Origin of the sequence: Leisingera sp. NJS201, assembly GCF_004535885.1 — a bacterium.
GTDB lineage: Bacteria > Pseudomonadota > Alphaproteobacteria > Rhodobacterales > Rhodobacteraceae > Leisingera.
The window spans coordinates 1,794,851-1,820,130 of record NZ_CP038234.1; the positions used below are offsets into that span (position 1 = coordinate 1,794,851).

22 protein-coding genes and 4 pseudogenes are annotated in these 25,280 nt (G+C 61.5%); 9 read left to right on the plus strand and 17 right to left on the minus strand.

Annotated elements, in window-relative coordinates:
- Positions 1–3: 3 nt before the first annotated feature.
- The 8 genes and pseudogenes from ETW23_RS08910 to guaA all read right to left on the minus strand — a co-directional run bounded on the left by ETW23_RS08910 (position 4) and on the right by guaA (position 8,181).
- A complete protein-coding gene (locus ETW23_RS08910) occupies positions 4–984 on the minus strand; it encodes an alpha/beta fold hydrolase (protein WP_167738105.1) in 981 nt (326 codons plus the stop codon).
- Entirely contained in the window at positions 959–1,876 is a 918-nt protein-coding gene (metA, locus tag ETW23_RS08915; protein ID WP_134829785.1) for a homoserine O-succinyltransferase, read from the minus strand. Before metA ends, ETW23_RS08910 begins: the two co-directional genes overlap by 26 nt.
- Positions 1,877–1,935: 59 nt before the next feature.
- Positions 1,936–2,799: an ATPase gene (locus tag ETW23_RS08920; RefSeq protein WP_134829786.1), complete on the minus strand. Its 864-nt coding sequence runs from the start codon at positions 2,797–2,799 to the stop codon at positions 1,936–1,938.
- A gap of 55 nt (positions 2,800–2,854) precedes the next feature.
- Complete coding sequence (locus ETW23_RS08925) at positions 2,855–3,820, minus strand: DMT family transporter (RefSeq protein ID WP_254695181.1); 966 nt, start codon at positions 3,818–3,820, stop codon at positions 2,855–2,857.
- Between the two features lie 56 nt (positions 3,821–3,876).
- A pseudogene (locus ETW23_RS08930) lies at positions 3,877–4,991 on the minus strand (outer membrane protein transport protein).
- Between the two features lie 103 nt (positions 4,992–5,094).
- Positions 5,095–5,967 (minus strand): DMT family transporter, encoded by an 873-nt coding sequence (locus ETW23_RS08935; RefSeq protein ID WP_134829787.1) that lies wholly within the window; start codon positions 5,965–5,967, stop codon positions 5,095–5,097.
- On the minus strand, positions 5,967–6,467 hold the full coding sequence (locus ETW23_RS08940; protein ID WP_167738106.1) for a YdcF family protein: 501 nt from the start codon (positions 6,465–6,467) through the stop codon (positions 5,967–5,969). The genes ETW23_RS08935 and ETW23_RS08940 overlap by 1 nt, the downstream gene beginning before the upstream one ends.
- 146 nt (positions 6,468–6,613) lie before the next feature.
- Positions 6,614–8,181, minus strand: a pseudogene (gene guaA / locus ETW23_RS08945) (glutamine-hydrolyzing GMP synthase).
- A 261-nt stretch (positions 8,182–8,442) separates the two neighbouring features.
- On the opposite strand from guaA, the pseudogene ETW23_RS08950 reads away from it, so the two are divergent.
- Positions 8,443–9,986, plus strand: a pseudogene (locus ETW23_RS08950) (trimethylamine methyltransferase family protein).
- Positions 9,987–10,001: 15 nt separating this feature from the next.
- Here the strand turns inward: ETW23_RS08950 and ETW23_RS08955 are convergent.
- Positions 10,002–10,361 carry a DUF6477 family protein gene (locus ETW23_RS08955; protein ID WP_134829789.1) on the minus strand — a complete coding sequence of 120 codons (360 nt, stop codon included), beginning with the start codon at positions 10,359–10,361 and terminating at the stop codon, positions 10,002–10,004.
- A 383-nt stretch (positions 10,362–10,744) separates the two neighbouring features.
- On the opposite strand from ETW23_RS08955, the gene ETW23_RS08960 reads away from it, so the two are divergent.
- Entirely contained in the window at positions 10,745–11,674 is a 930-nt protein-coding gene (locus ETW23_RS08960) for a DUF6456 domain-containing protein (protein ID WP_368075884.1), read from the plus strand.
- A gap of 72 nt (positions 11,675–11,746) precedes the next feature.
- Here the strand turns inward: ETW23_RS08960 and ETW23_RS08965 are convergent, their stop codons facing one another.
- Both ETW23_RS08965 and ETW23_RS08970 read right to left on the minus strand, forming a co-directional pair.
- On the minus strand, positions 11,747–12,295 hold the full coding sequence (locus tag ETW23_RS08965) for a peroxiredoxin (RefSeq protein WP_129370766.1): 549 nt from the start codon (positions 12,293–12,295) through the stop codon (positions 11,747–11,749).
- 185 nt (positions 12,296–12,480) lie between these two features.
- Positions 12,481–13,395, minus strand: coding sequence for a hypothetical protein (locus ETW23_RS08970; protein WP_129370767.1), 915 nt, complete (start codon positions 13,393–13,395; stop codon positions 12,481–12,483).
- Positions 13,396–13,604: 209 nt separating this feature from the next.
- Here ETW23_RS08970 and lipA point away from each other — a divergent pair, with 209 nt between their 5' ends.
- A complete protein-coding gene (gene lipA / locus ETW23_RS08975) occupies positions 13,605–14,558 on the plus strand; it encodes a lipoyl synthase (RefSeq protein ID WP_134829790.1) in 954 nt (317 codons plus the stop codon).
- On the plus strand, positions 14,555–15,697 hold the full coding sequence (locus tag ETW23_RS08980; RefSeq protein ID WP_134829791.1) for an amidohydrolase: 1,143 nt from the start codon (positions 14,555–14,557) through the stop codon (positions 15,695–15,697). Before lipA ends, ETW23_RS08980 begins: the two co-directional genes overlap by 4 nt.
- A 3-nt stretch (positions 15,698–15,700) precedes the next feature.
- Here ETW23_RS08980 and ETW23_RS08985 read toward each other — a convergent pair whose 3' ends face one another.
- Together ETW23_RS08985 and hpt are read right to left on the minus strand one after the other, a co-directional pair.
- Entirely contained in the window at positions 15,701–16,045 is a 345-nt protein-coding gene (locus ETW23_RS08985; RefSeq protein ID WP_205879954.1) for a hypothetical protein, read from the minus strand.
- A 268-nt stretch (positions 16,046–16,313) separates the two neighbouring features.
- Positions 16,314–16,859, minus strand: a complete 546-nt coding sequence (gene hpt / locus ETW23_RS08990; protein ID WP_129370770.1) for a hypoxanthine phosphoribosyltransferase — start codon at positions 16,857–16,859, stop codon at positions 16,314–16,316.
- A 74-nt stretch (positions 16,860–16,933) separates the two neighbouring features.
- Between hpt and ETW23_RS08995 the strand changes: the two genes are divergently transcribed.
- The gene (locus ETW23_RS08995; RefSeq protein WP_134829792.1) at positions 16,934–17,380 is read left to right on the plus strand and encodes a type II toxin-antitoxin system RatA family toxin; all 447 of its coding nucleotides are present in this window, start codon (positions 16,934–16,936) and stop codon (positions 17,378–17,380) included.
- Positions 17,381–17,475: 95 nt separating this feature from the next.
- Entirely contained in the window at positions 17,476–18,117 is a 642-nt protein-coding gene (tmpT, locus tag ETW23_RS09000) for a thiopurine S-methyltransferase (protein ID WP_134829793.1), read from the plus strand.
- An 85-nt stretch (positions 18,118–18,202) separates the two neighbouring features.
- Here tmpT and ETW23_RS09005 read toward each other — a convergent pair.
- The 4 genes and pseudogenes from ETW23_RS09005 to ETW23_RS09020 form a co-directional block, all read right to left on the minus strand.
- A pseudogene (locus ETW23_RS09005) lies at positions 18,203–19,383 on the minus strand (ammonium transporter).
- A gap of 164 nt (positions 19,384–19,547) precedes the next feature.
- A complete protein-coding gene (locus ETW23_RS09010; RefSeq protein ID WP_134831291.1) occupies positions 19,548–20,015 on the minus strand; it encodes a CinA family protein in 468 nt (155 codons plus the stop codon).
- A gap of 2 nt (positions 20,016–20,017) precedes the next feature.
- Positions 20,018–20,515, minus strand: coding sequence for a phosphatidylglycerophosphatase A (locus ETW23_RS09015; protein ID WP_134829794.1), 498 nt, complete (start codon positions 20,513–20,515; stop codon positions 20,018–20,020).
- Positions 20,512–21,648, minus strand: coding sequence for a bifunctional 2-C-methyl-D-erythritol 4-phosphate cytidylyltransferase/2-C-methyl-D-erythritol 2,4-cyclodiphosphate synthase (locus ETW23_RS09020; protein ID WP_134829795.1), 1,137 nt, complete (start codon positions 21,646–21,648; stop codon positions 20,512–20,514). The genes ETW23_RS09015 and ETW23_RS09020 overlap by 4 nt, the downstream gene beginning before the upstream one ends.
- 181 nt (positions 21,649–21,829) lie before the next feature.
- Between ETW23_RS09020 and dusB the strand changes: the two genes are divergently transcribed.
- Genes dusB through ETW23_RS09035 form a run of 3 tightly spaced genes read left to right on the plus strand, consistent with a single transcriptional unit; the run spans position 21,830 to position 25,263 of the window.
- The gene (gene dusB, locus ETW23_RS09025; RefSeq protein WP_134829796.1) at positions 21,830–22,816 is read left to right on the plus strand and encodes a tRNA dihydrouridine synthase DusB; all 987 of its coding nucleotides are present in this window, start codon (positions 21,830–21,832) and stop codon (positions 22,814–22,816) included.
- Positions 22,813–23,892, plus strand: coding sequence for a nitrogen regulation protein NR(II) (locus ETW23_RS09030; RefSeq protein ID WP_129370777.1), 1,080 nt, complete (start codon positions 22,813–22,815; stop codon positions 23,890–23,892). Before dusB ends, ETW23_RS09030 begins: the two co-directional genes overlap by 4 nt.
- 3 nt (positions 23,893–23,895) lie before the next feature.
- Entirely contained in the window at positions 23,896–25,263 is a 1,368-nt protein-coding gene (locus tag ETW23_RS09035; protein ID WP_134829797.1) for a response regulator, read from the plus strand.
- Positions 25,264–25,280: the final 17 nt, after the last annotated feature.

Consider the following 25,280-nt stretch of genomic DNA (forward strand, 5'->3'; position numbering starts at 1 on the left):
GTTTTAACGCAATTGTGCGCGCGAGGCGGCCCGGCGCACGGCAGCGGCCACGTCTTCTGTGGCCACATGCTGCGGCATATGGCCGATACCGTCCAGCAGCGTCAGACGTGCGCCTTCCACATTCCGGGCCAGACCCTGGGCATGAAGCTCCGGGCTGACCAGATCGTCAGCAGTGCCGTGGAGAACTTCCAAGGGAACCGGGATTTCACCATAGCGCGGCGACAGTTCGGTCACTTCCTGCAGCAGGTTAGCCCGTTGCCGGGCATTTGCGCGCAGGGACGAGCGCCGCAGCGACAGGCCAGGGCCGAAATGTGCTGCATACCCTTGCGGCACGGCTTGCGGGGCAAAGACGTCCTGCAGGGAGCGGGACACAGCAAAGTCCGGCACAAAGGCGGTCAGCAAGGGCACCGCCAGCATACTGCCAACACGCGAGGAGGTGACCCGGTAAAGAGGGTCCAGCGGCGTGGTCCAAGGATAGGCGACGCCGGACACTGTCACCAGCGCCGAGATGCTGTCCGGGTGGTCCACCGCCCAGGCCAGCGCAACCGCGCCGCCATAGCTTTGGCCCAGCACAATCGGCCTGTCCGCCCCCATTTGCGCCGCGGCCTGGCGCAACAGGCCGGCCTGCTGGCGGATGGTGGCCCCGGTACCATTGATGCGGTCCGAATACCCCAGTCCGGGGCGGTCGAATATCAGGATACGGAAGTCCTCTGCCAATGCCGGTGCCAGCCGGAAGGTCATATCGCGCGTACTGCCGCTGGAGCCGTGGATCAGCACCAGATCCGGCGCGCTGCCTTTGGGCCGGCCCATCTCAACCACATGCACCCGGTGGCTGCCCGCCACCAGGGTTTGCCCCAATGGCGGGTAGCTTGCGACAGCCGCTGCCTCGCGGCGGCCCGCCTGCCAGTTGGTCAGCGCGGCAGCAGCCGCCAGTGCAAGGCCTGCATACATCAGCACCTTAGCGGCCGATCTGATCCATTTCATAAGGCGTAGTCTGGTAGATCTCATTGATCCAATTGCCATAAAGAAGATGCGCGTGGCTGCGCCAGCGGTTTTGCGGCGGCTGGCTGGGATCATCGTCCGGATAGTAGTTGCCCGGCACGTTGATCGGCGTGCCATTGGCCACGTCGCGGTCGTATTCCTGCTTCAGCGTATCATTGTCATACTCAAAATGGTTAAAGATATAGAGCGCGTTGTGCGCCCTGTCCTCAACCAGGCAGGGGCCGACCTCGTCACTGCCCAGCAGCGTCTTCAACCCTGGCGCCGCACTGATTTCGGCCTGCTTCATCTCGGTCCAGCGGCTGACCGGAATCACAAAATCATCCGAAAACCCGCGCAAATAGGGCGAAGCAGGCGCCAGGTTCCGATGCCGGAAGCAGCCGAACGCCTTGTGATCCAGCATGTGTTTCCTCACGCCATGGAAATGGTTGATCATCGCCATGCCGCCCCAGCAGACGCCAAAGGTGGAATGCACGTTGGTCTGTGTCCAATCCATGACCTCGCGCAGTTCGTCCCAATAGGTCACCTCGGGGAAGTCGAGGTGTTCAATCGGGGCGCCGGTGATGATCAGCCCGTCGAACTTTTGGTGCTTCACTTCCTGGAAGGAGTGATAGAATTCGGCCATATGCGCGGCCGCGGTGTTCCTGGTCTGATGCTCGGTCATCCGGATCAGGCTCAGATCGATCTGCAGCGGGGTCGCCCCGATCAGCCGGGCAAACTGGTTCTCGGTCTGGATCTTCTTGGGCATCAGGTTCAGCAGGCCGATGCGGATGGGGCGGATGTCCTGACGCGCCGCCTGGTCCGGCGACATAACCATCACGCCTTCGTTCGTCAGAACGTCATAGGCGGGGAGGTCTGCGGGCATCTTGATGGGCATGTCAGTGTCCTGATTTGCGGAAGGTTGTGCGATATAGCGGAATTCGACAGATAGGCGGCTTAGCCGCGGGCCTCAAGAGCGGAGGCGATCAAATCCTCGAAACCGGCTTCATCCTTGACGGCTGAGATCTGGTCGGCGGTGACAGTGACACCCCAATTGTCCGCCATCGCCTGATAGCGCGGCTGCCGGTGCGCCAGCGCCTGGGCATAGGTCCAGCGGATAAATGCATCAGGGTCCACATCCCCCTCAGCTACGCCATGTTTCTGAAGATACTCTTGCCAGACCCGGTCCAGGAATTCCGGCTGATAGGACATCGGTTTGGGCGCGCGGTCAAAGCGGCGCACCAGTTCGGCAGTGTGGGCGTCACTGCCCTTGATCCAGACCATCAGCGTGTGTTTGCCAAGCTCGGTCAGGACCTGGTCGTTCGGGTCATTGGCATCGACCCATTCGCAGATCGACCCGCCGGTATCGCAGATGAAATTCGGATAGCCGTAAAGCTGCCCGGCACGGCCTGCGAAGTATTCCGTATCCAGCAGCGCCCGGATTTCGGCGACTCGGAACTGTTCCTGGCGGCGCTTGTATTCGCCAATCGGCAGCCCGCCTTTGGCCTTATCGCCTGGTTTGCCCAGATAGGAGGCAACCGGGGTCAGATTCTCAAACGTGATATTGGAGCCGATGAAGATGGAATCCGACAGCAGAAGGTCCCGCAGGAACGGCACTTTCATCGCCTCTGCCTTGGCGTTGTCGGCGATGTATTCGCCCATATAGCGGGTGCCGATCCGGTAATCGACCGAGTAGTGGAACCAGCTGCCGGCGCCGCGCAGGATGTTGCTGACATAGGTTTTGCCAAGCCCGGACATGCCAAAGAACAGCACCCGTTTGTTCGGCGCATCGCGCCAGTCCTGTGCAGAAGTGTAAAGCATGAGATCCCAAGTCCCTTAAGGTTTCACGCCTTGCTAATCGCCTGCGCGGGCTTGGTCAATTCCGTGCGCGGTTGCGCCGCAAGACAGGTTTGCCGTTCAGGATTACCAGGCCTGCAGCCAGAAGGGCAAAACCTGCATAGGCCTGCGGATTCAATTCTTCCTCCAGGACCAGCGCGCCCAATACAATGGCCACCGGCGGGATGACCAGCGTGACCAGCATCAGGTTGCCGCTGCCCGCCAGTTCCAGCACCCGGTAGTAAAGCAGATAGGCCCCTGCCGTGGCGAACAGAGCAAAATAGGCGATAGAGGCCCAAGTGCGCGCCGCCAGTTCCAGGACAGGCGGGCCGTCGATCAGCAGCGCCGCCGGGGCCAGGAACAGGGTAGAACCGGTCAGCATTCCGGCAGCCGCGACAAGCGGCGGCAGTCCGGTCAAATTGAAACGCGCCCAGGCACTGGCAAATGCATATGAGACAGTGCCCGCCAGCACTGCCAGCTGCGCTGTGCTGCGCAGGTCGAACCGGGCAAATTGCTCCAGACCGATGGCGGTTGCAACACCAAGGAACCCAAGGCCCACTCCCAGCGCTTTGCGAACCGTCAGCCGCTCATCAGGAAAGAGCAGCGCCGCCACGATCACCCCGAATATTGCCGTCGCCGCATTCAGGATGGAGGTGAGGCCGGTTTCGATGTGCAGTTGCCCCCAGGCTATCAGCCCGAAGGGGATCACGTTGTTCAACAGTCCCATCACCAGAAAGGCGCCCCAGATGCGCGGTTCTTTGGGGACCGGCAAGCGCATCAGCAAGACCAGTATCCACAGAAACAGCGCCGCCCAGCCGCAGCGATGCAGCACAAGGGTAACAACGGGGATTTCGTCCAGGGCGATGCGGATCGACAGAAACGATCCGCCCCAGATCACGCCGAGCAGAATCAGCTCGGCCCAGGCGCGGGGGAAATGGTCTTTTGCGTGTTCATGCGGATCAGTTAGCGCGCAGGGGGGATGCGAGCGACCCGGATCTTGCGGCAAAAGAAAACCCCGCCCGGAGTATGCGGGCGGGGTCAGGTTGTCCGTCTTGCGGCGCTTTAGAAGTTGTAGCCGATTTTCATGCCAAAGCTGACCGCGTCGTTATCCTGAAAGTTGGTAACCGGGTTGCCGCCGGGGAGGCAACCGAGTCGCCCAGCTGGGTGTAGCGGATGCCGGCCGAGATCGTCATCTTGTCCTGCTTGTACTGCACGCCAAGCCGGATCGCTTCATAACCATGGGTCGGTGCCAGCGGCGACACCAGGTCATCCCCGTCCACATCCGCATAGATCAGCGCCAAAGACCCCGACCAGTTTTCGTTGAACTTGCGGCCAATCCCCAATGTGTAGGTAAAGGAGTCGTCCAGATCGATCAGGTCACGGCCCAATTGCCCGGGAACCAGATCGGTCACGCTGTGCTCTGCCCAGCGGATACCGCCGAACAGCAGCGTGTCTGCGGCGATACCGGTCTGGAAGTCCAGGTTGACCGATTGCGGCGTCTTGGTCTTGGTCGAAGTCGAAGCGTTCGCAGCCGGGAAACCGGCAAAAGTTTCGGTCAGGTCGAAATCATGTTCGATTTCAGAGCTGTATGTCAGCGCCGCGCGCAGGGCGATCTCTGGGATCTCATAGGCCACGCCGGCTACCCAGCCAAATGCGCCGTCTTTGTCTACCTTCACATTGTAGGTGCCGCCGGGAATGACACTGTAGGCAAGACCGTTCAGATTGATTTCGCCGTCGATCTCCTGGTACCGGATACCGCCATGGGCGCTGAAACGCTCGTTGAACTTGTAGCGCAAAAGGGCAGTCACGGCATTTGCATCCGCCTGCGCCTTGGTGCCGCCGAGAAGCGCAGAACCACTCGCCGGGTAGAGCACATCCACACCCCAAGGCTGGTCGAAGATCACGGCAAAGGACAGTTGATCGTTGATGTCCCGCTTGTAGCCTGCGCCGAACATGTTGAAGCGGTCGCCGACATCTCCGGAAGCGGAGCCAAGCGGGTTCAGCGTCGTGCGGTCATTGCCCGACAGATCCACGGATGTCGTCGCGAATGAGAACTCTGCGTAGGTGCCTTCTTCAAAGATGATGCCGATCGGCTGGCCGGTGCGGTCAAGGCCGCTTGCCATGGCAGAACCCGATGCCAGCGCCAATGCCGCCGATGTTGCAAGATAGCGTTTCATTTTTCCTCCCTGAATTGCGGCCTGTAAGGGCCGCTTTACGCGAACGTAATCGGGCCGAATTCCGCAAATCAACATTAACCGCACGGCAACTTGCCGGATTCGATCAATTCTCAAGGGTTTCAGGGGGCCGCTTCGCAACTATATTAAGGTAATTTGCAATGCAGATGATTGCGGCGCCGCTCAGTACCCAGACATCCAAGGCTTCACCATAGATCACCATACCCAGAATGGCGATAGCGGGCAGGCGGGCGAAATCCACCGGCACCACTACGCTGGCAGGCGCCAGCGACAGCGCGGTTGTCAGGCAGAAATGCGCGGTCAGACCGGCAATGCCGATCAGCACCAGCCAGGGCAGGGTGGTGGCGTCCGGCAAGGCCATGTCGCCGTCCCAGCCCGCTGCCAGCAGACCCATCACCAGCTGCATGGCGGTGAGCCAGAACAGAATTGAGGCCGTTGTTTCGTGCCGGGTCAGCCGCTTGGTCAGGATCGCAGTAAGCGCAAAGAAGATGGCGCAGCTGGCGGCGGCAAGGATGCCAAGGTTCAGCGTTTCCGGACTGGGTCGGGCGACAATCAGAATGCCGGCAAACCCAATGCCTGCGGCAAGCATCCGGCGCCGGCTGAGGGCTTCGCCCAGCAACAATGGCGACAAAATAATCACCCACAGGGGCGAGGTGAACTCCAGGGCAAAGACCTGTGCCAGCGGCACCAGCGTCACCGCCAGAAACCAAAGGTTCTGACCGGTGAAGTGGAAAAGGTTACGCACAGCATGGACACCCAGCCGGGCGCTGCTGACCTGATGCCAGCTGCCTGTTGCCGTCAGCAGGCTTACGACAATGATGACCCCGACCAGGCTGCGATAGGCCATGATCTCGAAGGTATCCAGCGTCAATCCGGCCTCGCGTCCGGCAATCGCCATGGCGGAGAACGAAACAATGGCGCCGATCATCCAAAGGGCGGCTTTGGCGGTATTAGTCATCAGTGCAGCCAATCATCGTTTTGCAGATCCACGGTGGAGGCAGCGCTCCATGCGGCGGCCCTGAACAGGTTGAACCAGACCGCTGCGGTTTCCCGCAAGAGTATACTGAAGCTGGGCCAGCCGGTTTCTGGATCCCGGCGCACATTTTCAGATGCTGCAAGCTGCAGCCCGCGCGCGCCTGCCCAGCGGAAGGACGCCCAGGAGCGGGGCAGGTGAAAGGCTTCGCTCACCAGGATCAGGTTTTCCGATACGGGCAGCAGCGGCAAGGAAAACAGCGCGTTCTGCAGGGTCGATTGCGACTCAGGCTCGATCAGGATGGCGTCCGGCGGCATATCGAACTGTTGCGCCAGCTGCGCCATCTGCGCGCCCGCAGACGGGCCGTCCGGAACCGCGCGCCCGCCAGTGAACACAACCAGCGGTGCCCGCCCGGCGTGATAAAGCCGGGCGCAGGTCGCTACCCGCTTTTGCGTCGGTGCGTGCAGGGAGCCATCTGCGGACATGCCGCCGCCCAGGCAGATGATTGCATTCGCTGCGGGCAATTCCGCTGGATCATTGTCCGGCCACAGAAAGGTCCAGAAAAGCACCGCCAATAATGTAAAAAGCCCAGCGGCAGCAAACCACTGGGCCAATTCTGTGATCCGCCGGATCATTCCCACTCGATGGTGCCGGGAGGCTTCGAGGTAATGTCATAGGTACAGCGGTTGATGCCCTTGACCTCATTGATGATCCTTGTGGCGGTCTCGCCCAGGAACTCGTGGCTGAACGGATAATAATCCGCGGTCATGCCATCCACGCTTGTCACTGCGCGCAGGGCACAGGCAAAATCATAGGTGCGGCCGTCGCCCATCACGCCAACGGTGCGGACCGGCAGGATGGCCACGAAGGCCTGCCAGATATCGTCATAAAGACCGTGCTTGCGGATCTGGTCGATATAGACCGCATCGGCCTCGCGCAGGATCTCCAGCTTTTCGCGGGTGATCTCGCCCGGGCAGCGGATTGCCAGACCCGGTCCAGGGAAGGGGTGGCGGCCGATGAAGCTTGCGGGCAGGCCCAGCTCGCGGCCCAATGCGCGGACCTCGTCCTTGAACAGCTCGCGCAGGGGTTCGACCAGTTTCAGCCCCATCTTCTCCGGCAGGCCGCCCACGTTGTGGTGCGACTTGATGGTGACCGACGGGCCGCCCGAGAAGGACACCGATTCAATCACATCCGGGTACAGGGTGCCCTGTGCCAGGAACTCGGCGCCCTCAATCGTGTTGGCGTGTTTCTGGAACACGTCAATGAACAGCTTGCCAATGATCTTGCGTTTGGTTTCCGGGTCGCTTTGGCCGTCCAGCTCGCCCAGGAACAGCTCCTGCTCATCCGCGTGGATCAGCTGGATGTTGTAATTGTCGCGGAACATCGCGACAACTTCTTCCGCCTCGTTCTTGCGCAGCAGGCCGTGGTCGACAAACACACAGGTCAGCTGATCGCCGATCGCCTCGTGGATCAGAATCGCCGCAACCGAGCTGTCGACGCCGCCGGACAGACCGCAGATCACCTGCTTGTCGCCAACCTGCTCGCGGATCTTTTCGATCATCTGCTCGCGGTAGGCGCCCATGGTCCAGTCGCCGGAAAAACCCGCCAGTTTGACAAAGTTCTCATACAGCTTGGCGCCGTTCGGGGTGTGATGCACTTCCGGGTGGAACTGCACCGCATAGAAATTGCGGCTGACATCGGCGGCGATGGCAAAGGGCGCGTTGGGGGAGGTGCCGTAGACCTCAAACCCGGGGCGATCTTGCTCACGTGGTCGCCGTGCGACATCCAGACCTGCTCTCGGTCGCTGTCGTCTGTGAACCAGCCTTCCAGCAGCGGCGGTGTCTCCACCGTGGGGGTGACAAAGGCGCGGCCGAATTCGGCGGTGCCGTGGCCGCTCTCAACCGTGCCGCCCAGCTGGTGCATCATCACCTGCTGGCCATAGCAGATGCCCAGGATCGGCACGCCATAGTCGAAAATCTCCTGCGGCGCACGCGGCGACCCTTCGCGGGTCACGCTGTCCGGCCCGCCCGAGAAGATCACAGCTTTGGGCGCCAGCTCGCGCACAAACTCCATGGTGACATTCTGATAGGGGTGGATTTCGCAATAGACGTTCAGCTCGCGCAGGCGGCGTGCAATCAGCTGCGTGACTTGGCTGCCAAAGTCGATGATGAGAAGGCGGTCATGGGATGTCTCTGTCATGCACGCGCCATAGGGCAGGAATGCCTTTTCCGCAAGAGGGTTTGCGCCTGCGCCGGCCCGCAGCCGCGATTTTCACGGCAGACCGGTCCTGAAGCTGGCCAGGGTAGGCGAAAGTTCACAGTCACGGTGCAAATGGTGCAAATGGTGCAAAATGCCCCGCCAATGTCGCTTTTCAACTTGAATGGCCGTAATCCTGCGGCGGCGTGGTGTGAGGTGGCTATAATACCCATCGCAATGAAATGCCTGTGGTGAGGATAAACCATGACAGAAGCAGCACCGCGCCGTCGCGCACGGGGTGGCGGCGGCGCCGCCCGCCGCGCCGAACGCACCAGCGTCAAGATCGAGACCGCGAAGTACATCGAGCGCAACATTCCGAACTTTGAGGTTCTGAACGAGGAAGCGCTGGAGATCATCGAATACAACGCGGATACCATCCTGGAAGAGGTCGGCGTCAACTTCGTTGACAACCCGGCGGCGCTGGAGCGCTGGCGCGAAGCCGGTGCAGACGTCAACGGCGAGCGCGTGCGCATCCCCGAGGACTGGCCCGCAAGCTGTGCGAAACAGCTCCGTCCGAGTTCACCCAGCACGCCCGCAACCCGGAGAAATCCGTGGTTATCGGCGGCCGCAACATGGTGCTGGCGCCGGTCTACGGCCCGCCGTTTGTGCGCGACGCTCAAGGCGGACGCCGCTACGCGACCATGGATGACTTCAACAAATTCGTGAAGCTCGCCTATATGTCCAAATGGCTGCATCACTCGGGCGGCACCGTCTGCGAGCCTACCGATATCCCGGTGAACAAGCGCCACCTGGACATGCTGATGGCGCATATGACCCTCAGCGATAAACCGTTCATGGGTTCGGTTACCGAACCCAGCCGCGCGCAGGACTCGGTCGACATGGCCGGCATCCTGTTCGGCAAGGAGTTCGTTCAGAACAACACCGTGATGACCTCGCTCACCAACATCAACTCGCCGATGACTTTCGACGATGTGATGATGGGCTCGCTGGAAGTCTACGCAAAGAACAATCAGGCCTGCATCATCTCGCCCTTCATCGTTGGCGGCGCCATGGCGCCGGTGTCGGTTGCGGGCACCCTTACGCAGGTGCTGGCCGAGGTTCTGGCCGGTGTCGCCTACAGCCAGCTGTGCCGCGCAGGCGCACCGGTGATCTTTGGCGCCATGGTGACCTCGATCGACATGAACTCGGGCGCGCCGACCTTTGGCACCCCGGAAGCGTCGCACATCACCTATGGCGCCGGCCAGCTGGCCCGCCGCATGAACCTGCCGTACCGTTCGGCCGGCTCTTTCTGCGGCTCCAAACTGCCCGACGCGCAGGCGGCCTATGAGACCGCGAACTCGCTCAACATGGGTCTTCTGTCGGGCGTGAACTTCCAGCTGCACTCCTGCGGCTGGCTCGAAGGCGGCCTGGTTGCCGACTTTGAGAAGTTCGTGATGGACGCCGACCAGCTGGGTGTGCTGCACGGCCTGGCCAAAGGCGTGTCGGTGGACGAAAACGCCCAGGCGATGGACGCCATCCGCGAAGTCGGACCCGGCGGCCACTATCTGGGTTGCGCCCACACCCAGGAGAACTTCAAATCGGCCTTCTGGAAGTCCGAACTGCTCGACTACAAACCCTTTGAGCAGTGGGAAGAGGAAGGCGCGCGCGACACCTATTCGCTGGCGACCAACCGCGTCGAGAAACTGCTGGCCACTTACGAGCAGCCGGCGCTGGACCCGGCCATCAAAATGGCTCTGGACGAGTATGTGACTGAAAAGAAAGCTTCGATGCCCGACGCGTTCATGTAATCGCGCAGCTACAGCTTAGGGGCAGGGGGCAGTCGCCTCTGCCGCAGCAGAACGGCGGTCCTGAAAGGCCGCCGTTTCTGTTTTTGGCCGGGTCGCAGTATTGCGCAAAAAGGCGGCTTCGCCCGCCAGCGCGATCAGAACATCCACATGCCGGATCAGCGAATATCCCGCTTCACCTGCCTTGCGTGCGGTGTCCTGCGCGCTTTCCAGCTCCAGGAGCTGCATTACGGCAGCAGCGGGCTTGGGCAGGGTCCCGTACCCCAAAATCCGGCGCAGATCCCGCTGCCGGCTATAGTTCTGCGCCCCCAGCCGGGCAGCCCTTGCCAGAATCCGCGGGCGCCGGAGCAATGTAAGCCGGGTGTATACGTCCTGCATGGTCCTCTCCTTTCAATTCTCTGTACCGGATCTGCTATATCACAACCTATTGTGGTGTTGCGGCGAGGGGGCTACCGGCGAACGGTACGTTTTGTGATGATTATGTTTTCTCTGGAAACAATGGGGCCTGATCCGCGCATTTGTTCAACTACAGTCAGGCGTACGTGGAAAAGCCTCAGGCGCTATTGATTGCGGCTGACAGGCTGGCCTGGCTGACGACCGGGGCTTGATATATGCAAAACATACCGCACGCGTCCCTGCCTGGCTGGGTGCCGCTTGAGACATGCCGATACCTTCAGCACACAGAGGCAGGCCGCCCGATCCGGCAATTGGCCCGCAAGGCCGGGTGTCATCCCTCCACCATCCTGCGGCAGGTCAGGCGGGTGGAGACCTTGCGGGATGATCCGCTGATCGACGAAGTTCTGACCTACCTTGCCGGGCGTTACCAGGCAGCACCGGGGAAACCCGGAAAATCCGGCTCCGGCCCGGGCAAACCGGCGGGACGGGGATTGACCGCCGGGTTCGAGCAGGAGGCCGCCAGTGTTCTGACTCTGCTCAGCCGCGGCGGTGCGGTTCTGGCTGCGGCTGAGGGCATGGAAATGGCCGTGGTGGTGCGCGAAGGCACCGAGGCAGACGGGCAGAAAGTGGCCGTCTCGCGCCCGCTGGCCGGTGCATTGGCGCTGACCGGCTGGATTTCCTGTGCCCGCCGGGGCCGGATCAGCCGGTATGCCATCACCCCATCAGGGCGCAGCGCCTTAAACCGGATTATTGCCGATCAGGAGAACCGGGCGCGGGCCCGTCTGGAGGGCGGCTTTGCCGAAGCCCAGACGCCGTTTCTGGCACCCGAAGACAGCGACAAATCCAGTTATGGCCGCAAGCCGCGCTACGGCGGATCCGAGACGCCGCTGGAGATGCTGGCCCGGCTGTCGGACAAGGATGGCAATTCCTTTTTGACGCCAGGCATGATCAGCGCCGGAAAGCGCCTGCGGGAGGATTTCGAGCTGGCTCAGATCAGCAGCCATCTGATGCAGGAGAAGCTGTATTTTGCTAAAGGCAGCCAAGAGCTGCGCAGCAGCAGCCAGGAAGCCGGGGCTGCGGCGCGCAAGCGCATGACAGAGGCGCTGCAGACGCTGGGGATGGGGCTGAGCGATATCGCTCTGCGCTGCTGCTGCCATCTGGAAGGGCTGGAAACCGCTGAACGCAATCTGGGCTGGCCCGCGCGCTCGGGCAAGGTGGTGCTGCGTATCGCGCTGCAGCATTTGGCAGATTACTACGGCGAGACCAGCGCGCAGGAGGCTGAGCTGATCGGCTGACCGCGCAGGCCCGGAAAACCAAAACGGGCCCGCATTTGGCGGACCCGTATAAGTGCCTGAATTGGCAACGCCTTAGGCGGCGACTTCTGCCTTGGCGTCTTTCAGGTGCTTCAGCACGGTCTCGGGAGAAGAGACACCATAGGGGTCATCGCCGTGGTTGTCGGACAGGCCCGGCTCTTCGAACCATGCTTCAACAACACCGTTGTTGATGATGGCGGCATAGCGCCAGGAGCGGTTGCCGAAGCCCAGGTTGTCCTTGGCGACCAGCATGCCCATCTTGCGGGTGAATTCGCCGGAGCCGTCCGGGATCACGTCCACGTTTTTCAGGTTCTGCGCTTCGGCCCATTTGTTCATCACAAAGCTGTCGTTGACCGACATGCAATAGATCGCGTCGATGCCTTCGGCCTGAAAGTCGGCAAAGCCGTTTTCAAAGCCCGGCAGCTGGTAGGTCGAGCAGGTGGGGGTGAAGGCGCCGGGCAGCGAGAACAGCACAACGCGCTTGCCTGCAAAATAATCCGCAGTGGTTTTGTCTTCCCAGCGGAAGGGGTTCGGGCCTTCGACCGCTTCGTCACGGACGCGGGTGTGGAAGGTCACGTCGGGCAGCTTAACGCCAGCTTTCATTTCGGAATGCTCCTGAAGGTGGGTGTTCGTTCGGCGGGCAGGCTTAAAACGATTCTAAGCCGGTATCAACAAGTCCGTGAGCAAGTTGTGAAGGTTCCGGACAAGACGCCGCAGATGCGCCGCCCGGACGCCAAAAGGCGGCGTGCCGGGCGTGGTTATTCCTCCTTCAGGAGATGTGCTGCTGGTCAGGCCGCCGCCTTCTTGATTGTCACTGTGGTGCCGCGCAGTTTGCGTTCGGCCGCGGCAGTGAGGTCATTGAATTTCTTCAATGTGGCCAGCAGCTTCTTCTTGTCCTTGGAATCGTTGATTATGCCGGGGAACTTCTTTTTCACCGTCTGGTACTGGTCGTTGATCTTCTTCAGGTCTTTGTATTTCGCCGCCGCTGCCTTCAGATCCGGCGCTGCTGCCTTCAGGTCTTGCCCGGCTTTGTCGATGGCCGATACGCAATGAGCGTTGATCGCCTTTACCAGCACCCCGACCCGGTTGGTGTATTTCTTCAGGTTCCGGTCCACCAGCAGCTGCGGCAGCTCGGTTGCATCCAGCTTCTTATCCTTCGATTCATCGCTTTCCTTCAGAATCTTGTCCACGGTCTTCTGGAAATTCGCAGCATAGAATTTCTGCGCCGCGTTCAGCTTGCCCTCATATTGCATTGCTTTCTTAACTTCGGCGGCTTCCTTGGTCAGCTTGTCCTGCAGGGCTTCGATGTCCTTCTTCGAGGCCGACGTCTTGGACCGCTTTTTCAAGTCCTTGCCAATGTCGGCCAGCAGCTTGTCCAGCTTCGCCAGATGCGCCTTGGCGTCGCCGCAAAAGCCCAGCATGGCAGTAAGTTCTTCCTGATGGATATCCACCGCCTTGTTCCAGGTGGTCAGCCCGTCCTTGAAGCTCTTGTTCTTTTGCAGGTCCGCCATCTTCTTGGACTCGACCCCGTCCTTGCGCGCTTTGGCAAGGCTTTCACGGAAATAGTCTTCGCCCTCCCAGGCGTTGCCCAGGGAAATGCCGACCCGTTTCTTAAGCTTTTCGCCCTCAGCGGTGGTGAATTTCTTGCTGTCTGCAGCCAGTTTCTTGTGTTCTGCTTTGAACTTTTCCAGCTCCTTGGCCATGCGTCCCTCCGTGAATGATTTGCGGCGAAATCTTATTGCTTCGCGTGAATTATGTGTTCCCCAGCGTCACTTTGGCAAAGGAAAACGGCGCATTTGCGAAGTTTGAGCCATGATAAGGCTGCAGGGCAGGGTTGACGATATGCCCGTGCCAAGCCAATTCAGCTATGTTAAACCTGCGCAGAACGCCAAAGGCCGGAAGGGAAACCCACGTGAGAGACCTAAAGATCCCGGAGCAGCGCCACCCCGAAAAGGCGCATCGTCCCGATAATGCTCAGCCAAAAAAGCCAAGCTGGATCCGGGTCAAGGCGCCGGGCGGCAAAGGTTATGCGGAAACGCATAAAATCATGCGCGACAATAAGCTGACGACGGTGTGTGAAGAAGCCGGCTGCCCCAATGTCGGCGAATGCTGGAGCCAGGGCCACGCCACCATGATGATCATGGGCGAGGTCTGCACCCGCGCCTGTTCCTTCTGCAACATCGCCACCGGCAAGCCGCCCGAGGCGCTGGATGTGTTTGAACCGGGCCGGGTGGCGGATGCGGTGCAAAAGCTGGGGCTGAACCACGTTGTCATCACCTCGGTCGATCGCGACGATATCGAGGACGGCGGCGCCGAGCATTTTGCCCAAACCATCCGGGCGGTGCGCCACCGCTCGCCGAAGACAACCATCGAAATCCTTACTCCGGATTTCTTGAAATGCGATCCCTCGGTGCTGGAAAAAGTCGTGGAAGCACGCCCGGACGTGTTCAATCACAATCTGGAAACCGTGCCGGGCCTGTACCCGGAGGTCCGCGCCGGTGCCCGCTACTTCCACTCGCTGCGGCTGTTGCAGCGGGTCAAGGAACTGGACCCGTCGATGTTCACCAAATCCGGCATCATGGTTGGCCTGGGCGAAGATGCGCAGTCAGTGAAGCAGGTGATGGACGACATGCGCGCTGCCGACATCGACTTCCTGACCATCGGTCAGTACCTGCAGCCGACGCCGAAACACCACGCGGTGGACCGCTTCGTGACGCCGGAGGAGTTCAAGACCTACGAGAAGGCCGCCTATGGCAAGGGCTTCCTGATGGTCTCGGCAACGCCGCTGACGCGCTCATCCTACCATGCCGGTGATGATTTTGCCCGCCTGCGCGATGCCCGCAATAAGAAACTGGGGCTTGCATGACGCCTGAGCGTTTGGCGCAGCTGACCCGGTTGCGCCGCGCCCTGCACCAGATCCCGGAGGTCTCCGGCGCAGAGGAAAAGACCGCTGCCATGGTGGCGGACTATCTGCGCGGGCACGCCCCAGACCATCTGCTGACCTCCCTCGGCGGCCACGGCGTTGCTGCCGTTTATGAGGGCAGGGCGGACGGCCCCACGGTCCTCATCCGCTGTGAACTCGACGGGCTGCCGATTGAGGAACTCTCGGATTACCCCTATCGATCCGCCCACGCGGGCCGCGGCCATCTCTGCGGCCATGACGGCCACATGACGATGGTTGCCGCACTGGCAGAGGATTTGGCGGCAAACCGCCCTGCGCGGGGCCGCGCCGTGCTTCTGTTCCAACCGGCTGAGGAAACCGGCAAGGGTGCCGCGGCGGTGATTGCTGATCCTGCATTCCAGCAAATCGCACCGGACTATGCCTTCTCCCTGCACAATCTGCCGGGGCTTCCGGTGGGACAGGTTGCCTTGTGCTCCGGCGCAGCTAATTGCGCGTCGCGCGGAATGCGTATCAAACTGACAGGCAAGACCTCCCACGCTGCTGCTCCGCAGGACGGGGTGTCGCCTGCAGGTGCCGTCTCCCAGCTTCTGCCGGGCCTGGTTGCCTTGGGCAGCGGTGGTGATCCGGGGCCGGGTTTTGCGCTGGTCACGCTGACCCATGCCCGGCTGGGCGAAGCCGCCTTTGGCATCGCTCCGGGGGAGGGCGAGGTCTGGGCCACCCTGCGCACTGTCACTGATGCGCGGATGGACCAGGTCATTGCAGATGCCGCAGCACTGGCGGAACAGGTCTGCGCGGCCGAGGGGCTGGGGCTTTCAATTGAATTCGACGATGTCTTTGACGCCTGCACCAACCATTCGGAGGCGGTGGAGGTGCTGCAGGCCGCCTGCGCCGCAGCCGGCCACCCGGCGTGGATGCGGGACTATCCGCAGCGCTGGTCCGAGGATTTCGGCCAGTTCGGCAAAGGCGCCAAGGCGGCGATGTTCTGGCTAGGCTCCGGCGAAGATCAGCCGCAGCTGCACAACCCGGATTTCGATTTCCCGGATGCGGCAATCCCGGCCGGCGCCGGGATCTTTCTGCACACGCTCAGAAACCTGCTGGGCTGACTGTCAATTCACCAGCGCATCAACAACGGCAACTGCGCCGATGATGGCCAGCGTGTCTTTGACCACCTCAAAGATCTTGTCGCCCTGGCGCACATAGCGGTGCCCGTCGCGCGGCGGCTCCAGCCCCCAGCGGTGGTAGTCATCCACATAAATCCAATCACCGCCTTGGATATGGCCGTGGTCATGGCCGTTTTTGGCGCGTTGGCGTTTCTTGACCTGGCCCGGCGCATAATGAGCCGCGCTGTTCTTGTGGCCCGGCGCCCATTTCGGCGGTCCTGCGTGGGACACTTCGGGGGCAAGGGCAAGACCCATGGCTGCTGCTGCGGCTGCCGCCATTACCTTCTTCATTGCGGATTTCCTGTCGTCACTGCTTCTGCGCTTCAGTTGATCGAGCCGGGCAGAAAAGGCAAATCCGCTGCGCTGGAAACCGCCGGCAGCAGCGGGCCGGCAGGCGGAGCTGTGCCGGTGCGCGGCGGCGCGCAGGTTTCTGAATTTTGTGGCATTTCTGCACGATGCCTGCGGCTGGCTGCACTGGTAGTGTGCAGGGGCACGCAGGGAGCCTGGTCACCACGGCACGCGCAGGGCGGGCGAGTCCGCCCGCCGCTTGGGGCTTGGCCTAGTCCTCGCCGGTGAACCGCACTTTGCCGATATGCGGCAGGTTCCGGTTGCGCTGCGCATAGTCGATGCCATAGCCGACAACAAATTCGTCGGGGATTTCGAAACCCACCCAATCCGAGCGGAAATCCACTTCACGCCGCGATGGCTTGTCCAGCAGCGCAATGGATTTCAGCCGCGCCGGATTGCGGCTTTGCAGCAGGTGGGTGACATGGTTCAGCGTGTGGCCGGTGTCGACGATGTCTTCCACAACCAGCACGTCACGCCCTTCAATGGCGCCGCGCAAGTCTTTGAGAATACGCACTTCCCGGCTGCTTTCCATTGAGTCGCCGTAGGAAGATGCCTCGAGGAAATCAACCTCGATCGGCAGGTCCAGCTCCCGCACCAGATCGGCGATGAATACGAAACTGCCGCGCAACAGGCCAACCACGACCAGCTTGTCAGTATCGCGGAATTCAGCCTTGATTTCCCCGCAAAGCTCTTCGATCCGTGCTGCAATGGCCTTGGCCGAGATCATCACATCAATGACATATGGACGCTGTGACATGGCTGCCCCCTTGAATTTCCCGCGCGTTCATAGGACATGACGCGGCACAATTGTAGCAGAAAATCAGCAGGCCGATGCCCACACACTCGGAAACCCGCCAGATGCCCTATTCGGCGCAGCAGATGTACGATCTGGTGGCTGATGTCGCGCAGTACCCGAAATTCCTGCCCTGGTGTGCCGCCGCCCGCATCCGCAGCCGCGCACCGATCGGCGGGGCCGAAGTGTTGGAGGCGGATCTGGTAATCTCCTTCAAGGTGTTCCGTGAACGCTTTGGCAGCCGGGTGACGCTGTATCCGGGCGAGCGTAAGATTGATACCGAATATCTGGACGGCCCATTTCGCTACATGAAGTCCCACTGGGCCTTTGCCCCGCGCGAGGACGGCACCTGTGATGTGTCCTTCTTTGTTGATTTCGAATTTAAGAACGCGGTGCTGCAGAGTATCATCGGCGTGGTCTTCAACGAGGCGATGCAGCGCATTGTGCGCGCTTTTGAACGCCGGGCGGCGGAGCTGTACACCTGACACGCGCTTTGACCGGCATTTCTGAATTGACTTGAGGCGGGCTTGAAGTTGTATCGGGGCTGGTCTCAATATCAATCAGGAAAGGTTGCGCCGGGATGGAACAGGACTTTTGGCAGGCGCGCTGGCGCGAGAACCGGATCGGCTTTCACGAAGATGCGCCCAACACCCTGCTGACGCAGCATTTTCCAAAGCTGGGCTTGCACGCGGGCCAGTCGGTTTTTGTGCCGCTTTGCGGTAAGGCACTGGACCTGGACTGGCTGTGCACCCAAGGGCTGCAGGTATCCGGGATTGAATTCAATCAGGGCGCTGTTGAGGAGGTTTTTGCCCGCCAGGGTCTGGAGCCTGAGGTGATCCGGCAAGGGGACCTTATATGTTTCCAGGCGGGCGCTCTGACCCTTTTTGCGGGTGACTTCTTTGCACTGACCCCGGCGCATATTGGCCAAGTGGATGTAATTTACGACCGTGCGGCACTGGTCGCGGTCAAGCCTGAGGATCGCGAGGCCTATGCCGCGCACATCAACAGGATTGCAGGCCCGGCACAACAGTTGCTGGTCGGGTTTGATTATGACCAGTCTTTGATGCAGGGACCGCCGTTTTCGGTGCCAGGTGAAACTGTGCAGGCATTGTATCAGGAAACCCATGCAATCACGCTTGCTGAGGAACGTGCGGCAGACGGCCGGATCGGTGAGCGCTGCAATGCGCTGGAGCAGGCCTGGCTGCTGAAGCCGCTGGTTTAGAACGCAAAACGGGCCCCCGAAGGGACCCGCCCGGTGCGGAAATTGCACCGTCTGCCGTGAGTGGCGGCATGCGCCATAGCCGGGGTCAGCTGTTCATGTCGTACGCACGCTCACCATGTACTGAAAGATCGAGGCCGTTGGTCTCGCTTTCAAGATCCACGCGCAAAGACGTGATGAAAGCGGAGATTTTCACCAGCGCAATGGTCACAGCCACGGTAAAGACGCCGACAATGGCCAGCCCGCCCAGCTGCGCGGCCCAGGTGCCGGCACCGAAGACCGCAATCATGATGGTGCCAAAGATACCGCCGACGCCATGCACGGCAAACACATCCAGCGTGTCGTCGATCTGCATCTTGTTGCGCACCAGGTTGACCATCTCCTGGCACAGCACGCCGGCAATGGCGCCGATGATCAGCGCTTCCATGGGCCCGACAAAGCCGGAGGCCGGGGTGATTGAGGCAAGCCCCGCAATGGTGCCGGTGACCAGACCCACCAGCGACGCCTTGCCGTATTTGATCTTTTCCCACAGCGCCCAGCTGAGCGACGCAGTAGCAGCAGAGATATGTGTCACCGTCAGCGCCATTGCGGCCCCGCCGTCCGCGGTCAGCTGCGAGCCGCCATTGAAGCCGAACCAGCCGACCCACAGCATCGCGGCCCCGATCATCACATAGCCGGGATTGTGCGGCGGGATGGCGCGGTTTTTACGCGGGCCAAGGTAGAAGGCGATGATCAGCGCAGCGATACCTGCTGTCTCATGCACCACGATGCCGCCGGCAAAGTCCTTCACACCCGTTTCACCGAAGATACCGCCATCGGCCAGGAAACCGCCGCCCCAGATCCAATGCACCACCGGCGCATAGCACAGCAGCATCCAAAGCCCCGAGAACACGAGGACAAAGCCAAAGCCGACCCGCTCCACATAGGCGCCTACGATCAGCGCGGGCGTGATGATGGCAAACGTCATCTGAAAGGCAAAAAACAGAACCTCGGGCAGGGTGCCGGACAGGCTGTCTGCGGTGACACCGTTCAGGAACATTTTGTCCAGCCCGCCCACAGGCCGCTGGTGCCGCTGCCAAAGGCGATTGTGTAGCCGAAGGCGAGCCACAGAACGCTCATCAAACAGGCAATGGCGTAGCAATGCATAAAGACGCTGAGAACATTGCGGGCACGTACAAGCCCGCCGTAAAACAAGGCCAGCCCTGGCAGTGTCATGAAAAGGACCAGGGCCGTGGCCACAATGATCCATGCGGTATCCGCTCCGTTCATCCGAGTGTTCCTTCCCCTTGAAAAACCGGTGAGGTCAGGAGAAAGCGGAAAACCTGCGCGAAAAAAAGCGGCAGAGGTTCGCAAGCCGCACAAATCGGCGGCTTTTTTGCAAGTGCCGGTTTTTTGGGCAGGCTTTTGCAGGTGCTGCCCGGAATGCGGCCGGTTTAAGAAATTGCCTGCACCAGCAGGAACAGCGCGTGATCGCGGGCCGCTGTTCGGACATTGGCGCGGCCAATGGCGCCGAAGTCCACGGTTTCAGTCACCGCAGGATAGCCTGCACGCGCCAGGCCAAAACAGACGCGGCCCTCGGGTTTGAACTCTGATCCGCCGGGACCGGCGATGCCGGTGACAGAGACCGCAAGCGAAACACCTGCCTGTGCCACGGCCCCTGCGGCCATCTCAGCCGCGACCTCCTCGCTGACCGCCCCTTTGGCGTCCAGAGTTTCCGCCTTCACGCCCAGCATCTGCATCTTGGCGTTGTTGGAATAGGTGACAAAGCCGCGGTCGACCACGGCGGAGGAGCCGGGAATATCCGTCAGCGCCGCGGCAATCATGCCGCCGGTGCAGCTTTCGGCGGTGGCAATGGTGAGACCTGCCGCCTTTGCCTGGGTGATCAGTTTTGCCACATCCACACTCATAATCCCAGTACCCCGTGCGAGAAGCCGGCCAGCAGGGCAACGCCGATGGCGGCCATGATGCCGGCGATAACATCATCCATCATAACACCAAACGGGCCCTCTTTGCGATCTGCCCAGCCGACAGGGCCGGGTTTCCAGATGTCGAACAGGCGGAACAGCAGGAACGCGCTGATCCAGCCAGGCCAAAGTGCGGTGATAGGAATGCCATGCGCCCAGGCCGGATAGGAGATGGCCCAAAGCGCGATCCACTGGCCTGCGACCTCATCCACCACGATTTCCGATGGGTCGTGGTCGTCGCTGCCGGTGGTCATGATCTTGGTCGCCCAGATGCCAGCGGGGATGCAGGCAAGGGTCGCCAGAGCCAGCAACGGGAAGCCGCCCAGCTGATGCAGCCCGTAGGCAAGCGGCAGGGCGGCCAGCGATCCCCAGGTGCCAGGGGCCGGGCGCATATAGCCAACGCCGCAGACGGTGCCGATCATCTGGGCCGGTGTCATGTCTTCACCAGGGCAGCGGTGGCGATGGCGGCGATGCCCTCGCCGCGGCCGGTGAAGCCAAGGCGTTCAGACGTGGTGGCCTTGATCGACACCCTGTCAGCCTCGATGCCCAGGTTTTGGGCCATGACGTCACGCATGCGGGCCGCGTGGGGGCCGATTTTGGGGTATTCACAGACCAGGGTGCAATCGACGTTCGACAGGGTGAACCCCATCTCGCGCGCCAGATTGGCGGCATGGCGCAGGAAAATCTCGCTGGCAGCACCCTTCCACTGCGGATCGGAGGGCGGGAAATGCTGGCCGATGTCGCCACGGGCCAGTGCGCCATAGATCGCATCGGTGACGGCGTGCATCCCGACATCGGCGTCGGAGTGGCCTTGCAGGGTTTTCTCATGCGGGATTTCGACACCGCAGAGGATCACGCTGCCGCCGGGGCCGAACCGGTGCACGTCGTAGCCATTGCCAAGCCTGATATCCATGTCAGCTCCCAGAATGCGTTCCGCCCGGGCAAAATCCTCGGGGCGGGTTATTTTGATATTGTCCGGCTCGCCCGGAATGATTGCAACGTCAAGACCTGCGGCGCGCGCAACCTCAACATCATCTGCGGCACCGCCGGGATGGGCGTTGTGGGCAGCGAGGATTGCGCCGTAGCGGAACCCTTGCGGGGTTTGCGCCGCAAATAAGCCATTGCGGTCCTGAGTACCCGTGACGGTGCTCTCTTCGCCAGTCCACAGCGCGTCGGTCACAGCAAGCGCCGGGGCTGCTGCAGGTGCCTCGTCCAAGGCATTGAGAATGCTGTGGATCAGATCGCTGCTGACACAGGGGCGGGCGGCGTCGTGGATCAGCACTTTCTCCACGCCATGCGTCTCCAGAGCCTTCAGCCCGTTCAGGACAGAGGCTGCGCGTTCGGCACCGCCCTCGGCCAGGATCAAGCTGGGGCGACCGGAGAATTCGTCCCAAGCGGCGATGTCATCGGGCGACAGCACAAGCACCGTGAGATCCACACCTGCTTTGTCAAAGGCCTCCAGCGTCCAATCAATCACCCGGCGGGTTTTCAGCGGACGCCATTGTTTCGGCGTGCCGCCGCCTGCACGGGTGCCTCGGCCGGCGGCGACGATCAGGGCTGCGGTGGTCATGCGGGCCTCATGATAAGTTCGGCATTTGTTTATGAGGTGGCGCAGGGATAGGCAATCACCCCACGGAATGTGCCTGAAAAATAGGCAAGTGGTGATTTGCTGTGCCTTGCAAAGCGCAGTTTCATTGCTGCATAGCAAAGGCTTCGGGTAAAAACATCTCAGTTGCACAAGGATTAGGCAGTTGTCCTTCACGCTTGGAACCACCTCCATGTCTCCGCCGATCGCGCTGGCGCCGATGGCTGGAATCACCGACCGTCCGTTCCGGGATCTGGTCCGCTCTTTCGGAGCGGGGCTGATGGTGAGTGAGATGGTGGCAAGCCAGGAGATGGTACAGGCCAAGCCTGGTGTGCGCGAACGGGCGGAGCTGAGCGCAGATGTGGAGAACACCGCGGTGCAGCTGGCCGGACGGGATGAATACTGGATTTCCGAGGCCGCGAAACACGTCGCCGGGCAGGGCGCGCGGATCATCGACATCAACATGGGCTGCCCTGCCAAAAAGGTTACCAATGGCTATTCAGGCTCAGCCCTGCTGAAGGCGCCGGATCACGCGCTGCGGCTGATCGAGGCGGTGGTCGGTGCGGTGGATGTGCCGGTGACGCTGAAGACCCGGCTGGGCTGGGACGACAACTGCCTGAACGCGCCGGACGTGGGGCGGCGGGCCTGCGATGCCGGCGTGCAGATGATTACGATTCATGGCCGCACCCGCTGCCAGTTCTACAAGGGTTCGGCCGATTGGGCGGCGATCCGGGGCGTCAAGGACGCTGTGACAGTGCCGCTGCTGGCCAATGGCGACATCGTGGACACAGCAACCGCACGCCGGGCGCTGGAATTGTCCGGTGCTGACGGCGTGATGATCGGGCGCGGCGCCGAAGGCAAGCCCTGGCTGCTTGCTCAGGTGGCCCATGAGCTATGGGGTGCGCCGGCACCGAATGTGCCGGAAGGTGATGCGTTGATCCTTATGGTTTCAGAGCATTACAAGGCGATGTTAGAGTTTTACGGGCAGGACCTGGGCGTGCGCGTCGCGCGCAAGCATCTGGGCTGGTACATGGATGAGACCGGGACCGGCCCCGCGATGCGCCGGGCGGTGCTGACGCAAAAAGACCCGGCAGAGGTCCTGGCCCTGCTGCCGGAGGCGCTGAGCGCGCAAGATGCGGAGGCCGCCGCATGATGGACAGTGCCGCCCTCTGGGCCTCTCTGCCAGTGCCCGCGTTCCTGATCGATTCCCGGGACAGGATCGCCGATGTGAATGCGGCGGGTGAGGGATTTCTGAATACCTCGCGCAAGGCGCTGGTGGGGCAGCCCGTTTGGGACACGCTGGCCATTGACGCGCCGATTGAAGAAGCCTTTGCCCGCGCCCGTGTTCAGGGCACGCCGCTGTTCGTGAATGACATTGATGTCGGTTCGGGCAGCCGGGCGCCGCTGCAATGCGGGGTGCAGATCGCCCCTTTGCAGGGGCAGGAGGGTGTGATGCTGCTGATGGTCACCCCGCGCGAACTTGCCGGGCGGATGACCCAGACTCATTCGGCGAAATCTGCCGCCGCCTCGGCCATTGGCATGGCGGAGATGCTGGCACATGAGATCAAGAACCCGCTGGCGGGGATCACCGGCGCGGCCCAGCTATTGAGTATGAACCTGAGGTCCGAAGACTTGGAACTGACTGAACTGATCGTCAGCGAAAGCCGCCGGATCGTGAAACTTCTGGATCAGGTGGAGCAGTTCGGAAACCTGACCGGGCCGGCCTTCAAACCGGTGAATCTGCATGATGTGCTGGACCGGGCGCGGCGGTCGGCGCTGCTGGGGTTTGGTGCCCGCATGACTATAACGGAAAACTACGATCCCTCGCTGCCGATGGCCTGGGGGGATGCGGATCAGCTGCTGCAGGTGGTGCTGAACCTTCTTAAGAATGCATCGGAAGCGGCTGATAATAAGGGTGGAAATATTTCCATCCGTACTTTTTATGAGCATTCCTTCCGGCTGCGCCGCAGTGATGGAACAGGTAAACTTCTGCCGCTGCAAATTGAAATCTGCGACGACGGGCCGGGGCTGCCGGAGAAGATCAAGGATGACATATTCGACCCGTTTGTATCGGGCCGGGAGAATGGCACCGGGCTGGGGCTTGCATTGGTGAGCAAGATCCTCTCGGAGCATAATGGCTGGATATCCGTAAGCTCGGTTCCCGGGCGCACGCTGTTCCGGCTGTCGCTGTCGCGCGTGCCGCGTGACGCAAAACCGCAGGAGAGCTGATCCATGGACGGCACCGTTCTGGTCGCAGATGACGACCGCACCATCCGCACCGTACTGACCCAGGCGCTGACGCGCGCGGGCTGCAAAGTGCATGCGACCTCTTCGCTGACCACTCTGATGCGCTGGGTGGCCGAGGGGAAAGGCGATGCCGTCATTTCAGACGTGATGATGCCGGACGGAAACGGGCTGGAGATGCTGCCCAAGATCCAGGCCGACCGGCCCGGGCTGCCGGTGATCGTGATTTCGGCGCAGAATACCATCATGACGGCGATCAAGGCAGAGGAAGCGGAAGCCTACGACTATCTGCCGAAACCTTTTGACCTGCCCGAGCTGATGAAGCGCACGGCCAAAGCATTGGCGGCCAAGCGGGTGGCGCCTGCAGCCGCAAAGACCGAAGCGCCGGATCATCCGGAAGAGCTGCCGCTGATTGGCCGCAGCGAGGTGATGCAGGCGCTGTACCGGCTGATCGCGCGGGTGATGAACACGGAACTGCCGTTGTTGATCACTGGGGAAAGCGGTACGGGTAAGTCTCTGATTGCGCAGGCTATTCATGACTTTTCAGATCGGCGGACTTTGCCTTTTATCCACGCGGATGCTGCGGCATTGATCGACCTGGAAGGCCCGGCGCGGTTGCTGGCCCAGGCCAAGGGCGGCTCGCTGGTGATTGACGAATTGGCGGACCTGCCGGAAGAAGCGCAGGCTCGGCTGGTGCGGATGATGGACACGCCGGGCGACCACGCACCGCGGTTCATCGCCTCCAGTCAGAAAGACCTGGCCGCGGCGATGGAAGCCGGGGAGCTGCGCCAGGATCTCTACTACAGGATTTGCGGCACCGCGCTGCAAGTGCCGGCGCTGCGGGAACGGGTGGAGGATATTCCGCTGCTGGCCGAGCATTTCCTGATCCGGGCCGAGAACGAAGGCGCGCCGCACCGCGAGCTGAGCGAGGGCGCGCGCGAAGCGCTGCGCCATTTCGGTTGGCCCGGCAACGTCCGCCAGCTGGAAAACACCGTCCGGCGGCTGGCGCTGACGGCCCGCAATGAGGAAATCAGCCAGTCCGATGCGGCCGCTGTGCTGGGGCCGCAGAGCGGGCCGGAGCCTGCGGTGGCAGGTCTTGCCAATGAAAAGCTATCTGAGTCCGTGGCCCGCCATCTGCAGCGCTATTTCGATTTGCATGGCGACTTGCTGCCGCCGCCGGGTCTCTATATGCGGCTGCTGCGCGAAGTAGAGACGCCGCTGATCGAAATCGCGCTGACGGCGACCGGCGGCAACCAGGCGAAATGCGCCGAATTGCTGGGGATCAACCGGAATACTTTGCGAAAGAAGATCACTGATCTGGATATTGAGGTGACACGCCGCCGCAAACTGATGTAATATCGCCACAGAAATGT

Coding starts and splice junctions, on each gene's coding strand:
- ETW23_RS09020 (WP_134829795.1), bottom strand. CDS start 21,648: ATGACCACCGCAGCCCTGATCGTCGCCGCCGGCCGAGGCACCCGTGCA.
- metA (WP_134829785.1), bottom strand. CDS start 1,876: ATGCCCATCAAGATGCCCGCAGACCTCCCCGCCTATGACGTTCTGACG.
- hpt (WP_129370770.1), bottom strand. CDS start 16,859: ATGTCACAGCGTCCATATGTCATTGATGTGATGATCTCGGCCAAGGCC.
- ETW23_RS08910 (WP_167738105.1), bottom strand. CDS start 984: ATGAAATGGATCAGATCGGCCGCTAAGGTGCTGATGTATGCAGGCCTT.
- ETW23_RS09015 (WP_134829794.1), bottom strand. CDS start 20,515: ATGACACCGGCCCAGATGATCGGCACCGTCTGCGGCGTTGGCTATATG.
- ETW23_RS09030 (WP_129370777.1), top strand. CDS start 22,813: ATGATGGACAGTGCCGCCCTCTGGGCCTCTCTGCCAGTGCCCGCGTTC.
- ETW23_RS08985 (WP_205879954.1), bottom strand. CDS start 16,045: ATGAAGAAGGTAATGGCGGCAGCCGCAGCAGCAGCCATGGGTCTTGCC.
- ETW23_RS08970 (WP_129370767.1), bottom strand. CDS start 13,395: ATGGCCAAGGAGCTGGAAAAGTTCAAAGCAGAACACAAGAAACTGGCT.
- ETW23_RS08995 (WP_134829792.1), top strand. CDS start 16,934: ATGCCCACACACTCGGAAACCCGCCAGATGCCCTATTCGGCGCAGCAG.
- ETW23_RS08920 (WP_134829786.1), bottom strand. CDS start 2,799: ATGCTTTACACTTCTGCACAGGACTGGCGCGATGCGCCGAACAAACGG.
- tmpT (WP_134829793.1), top strand. CDS start 17,476: ATGGAACAGGACTTTTGGCAGGCGCGCTGGCGCGAGAACCGGATCGGC.
- ETW23_RS08980 (WP_134829791.1), top strand. CDS start 14,555: ATGACGCCTGAGCGTTTGGCGCAGCTGACCCGGTTGCGCCGCGCCCTG.
- ETW23_RS08955 (WP_134829789.1), bottom strand. CDS start 10,361: ATGCAGGACGTATACACCCGGCTTACATTGCTCCGGCGCCCGCGGATT.
- ETW23_RS08935 (WP_134829787.1), bottom strand. CDS start 5,967: ATGACTAATACCGCCAAAGCCGCCCTTTGGATGATCGGCGCCATTGTT.
- ETW23_RS08965 (WP_129370766.1), bottom strand. CDS start 12,295: ATGAAAGCTGGCGTTAAGCTGCCCGACGTGACCTTCCACACCCGCGTC.
- ETW23_RS09035 (WP_134829797.1), top strand. CDS start 23,896: ATGGACGGCACCGTTCTGGTCGCAGATGACGACCGCACCATCCGCACC.
- ETW23_RS08940 (WP_167738106.1), bottom strand. CDS start 6,467: ATGTCCGCAGATGGCTCCCTGCACGCACCGACGCAAAAGCGGGTAGCG.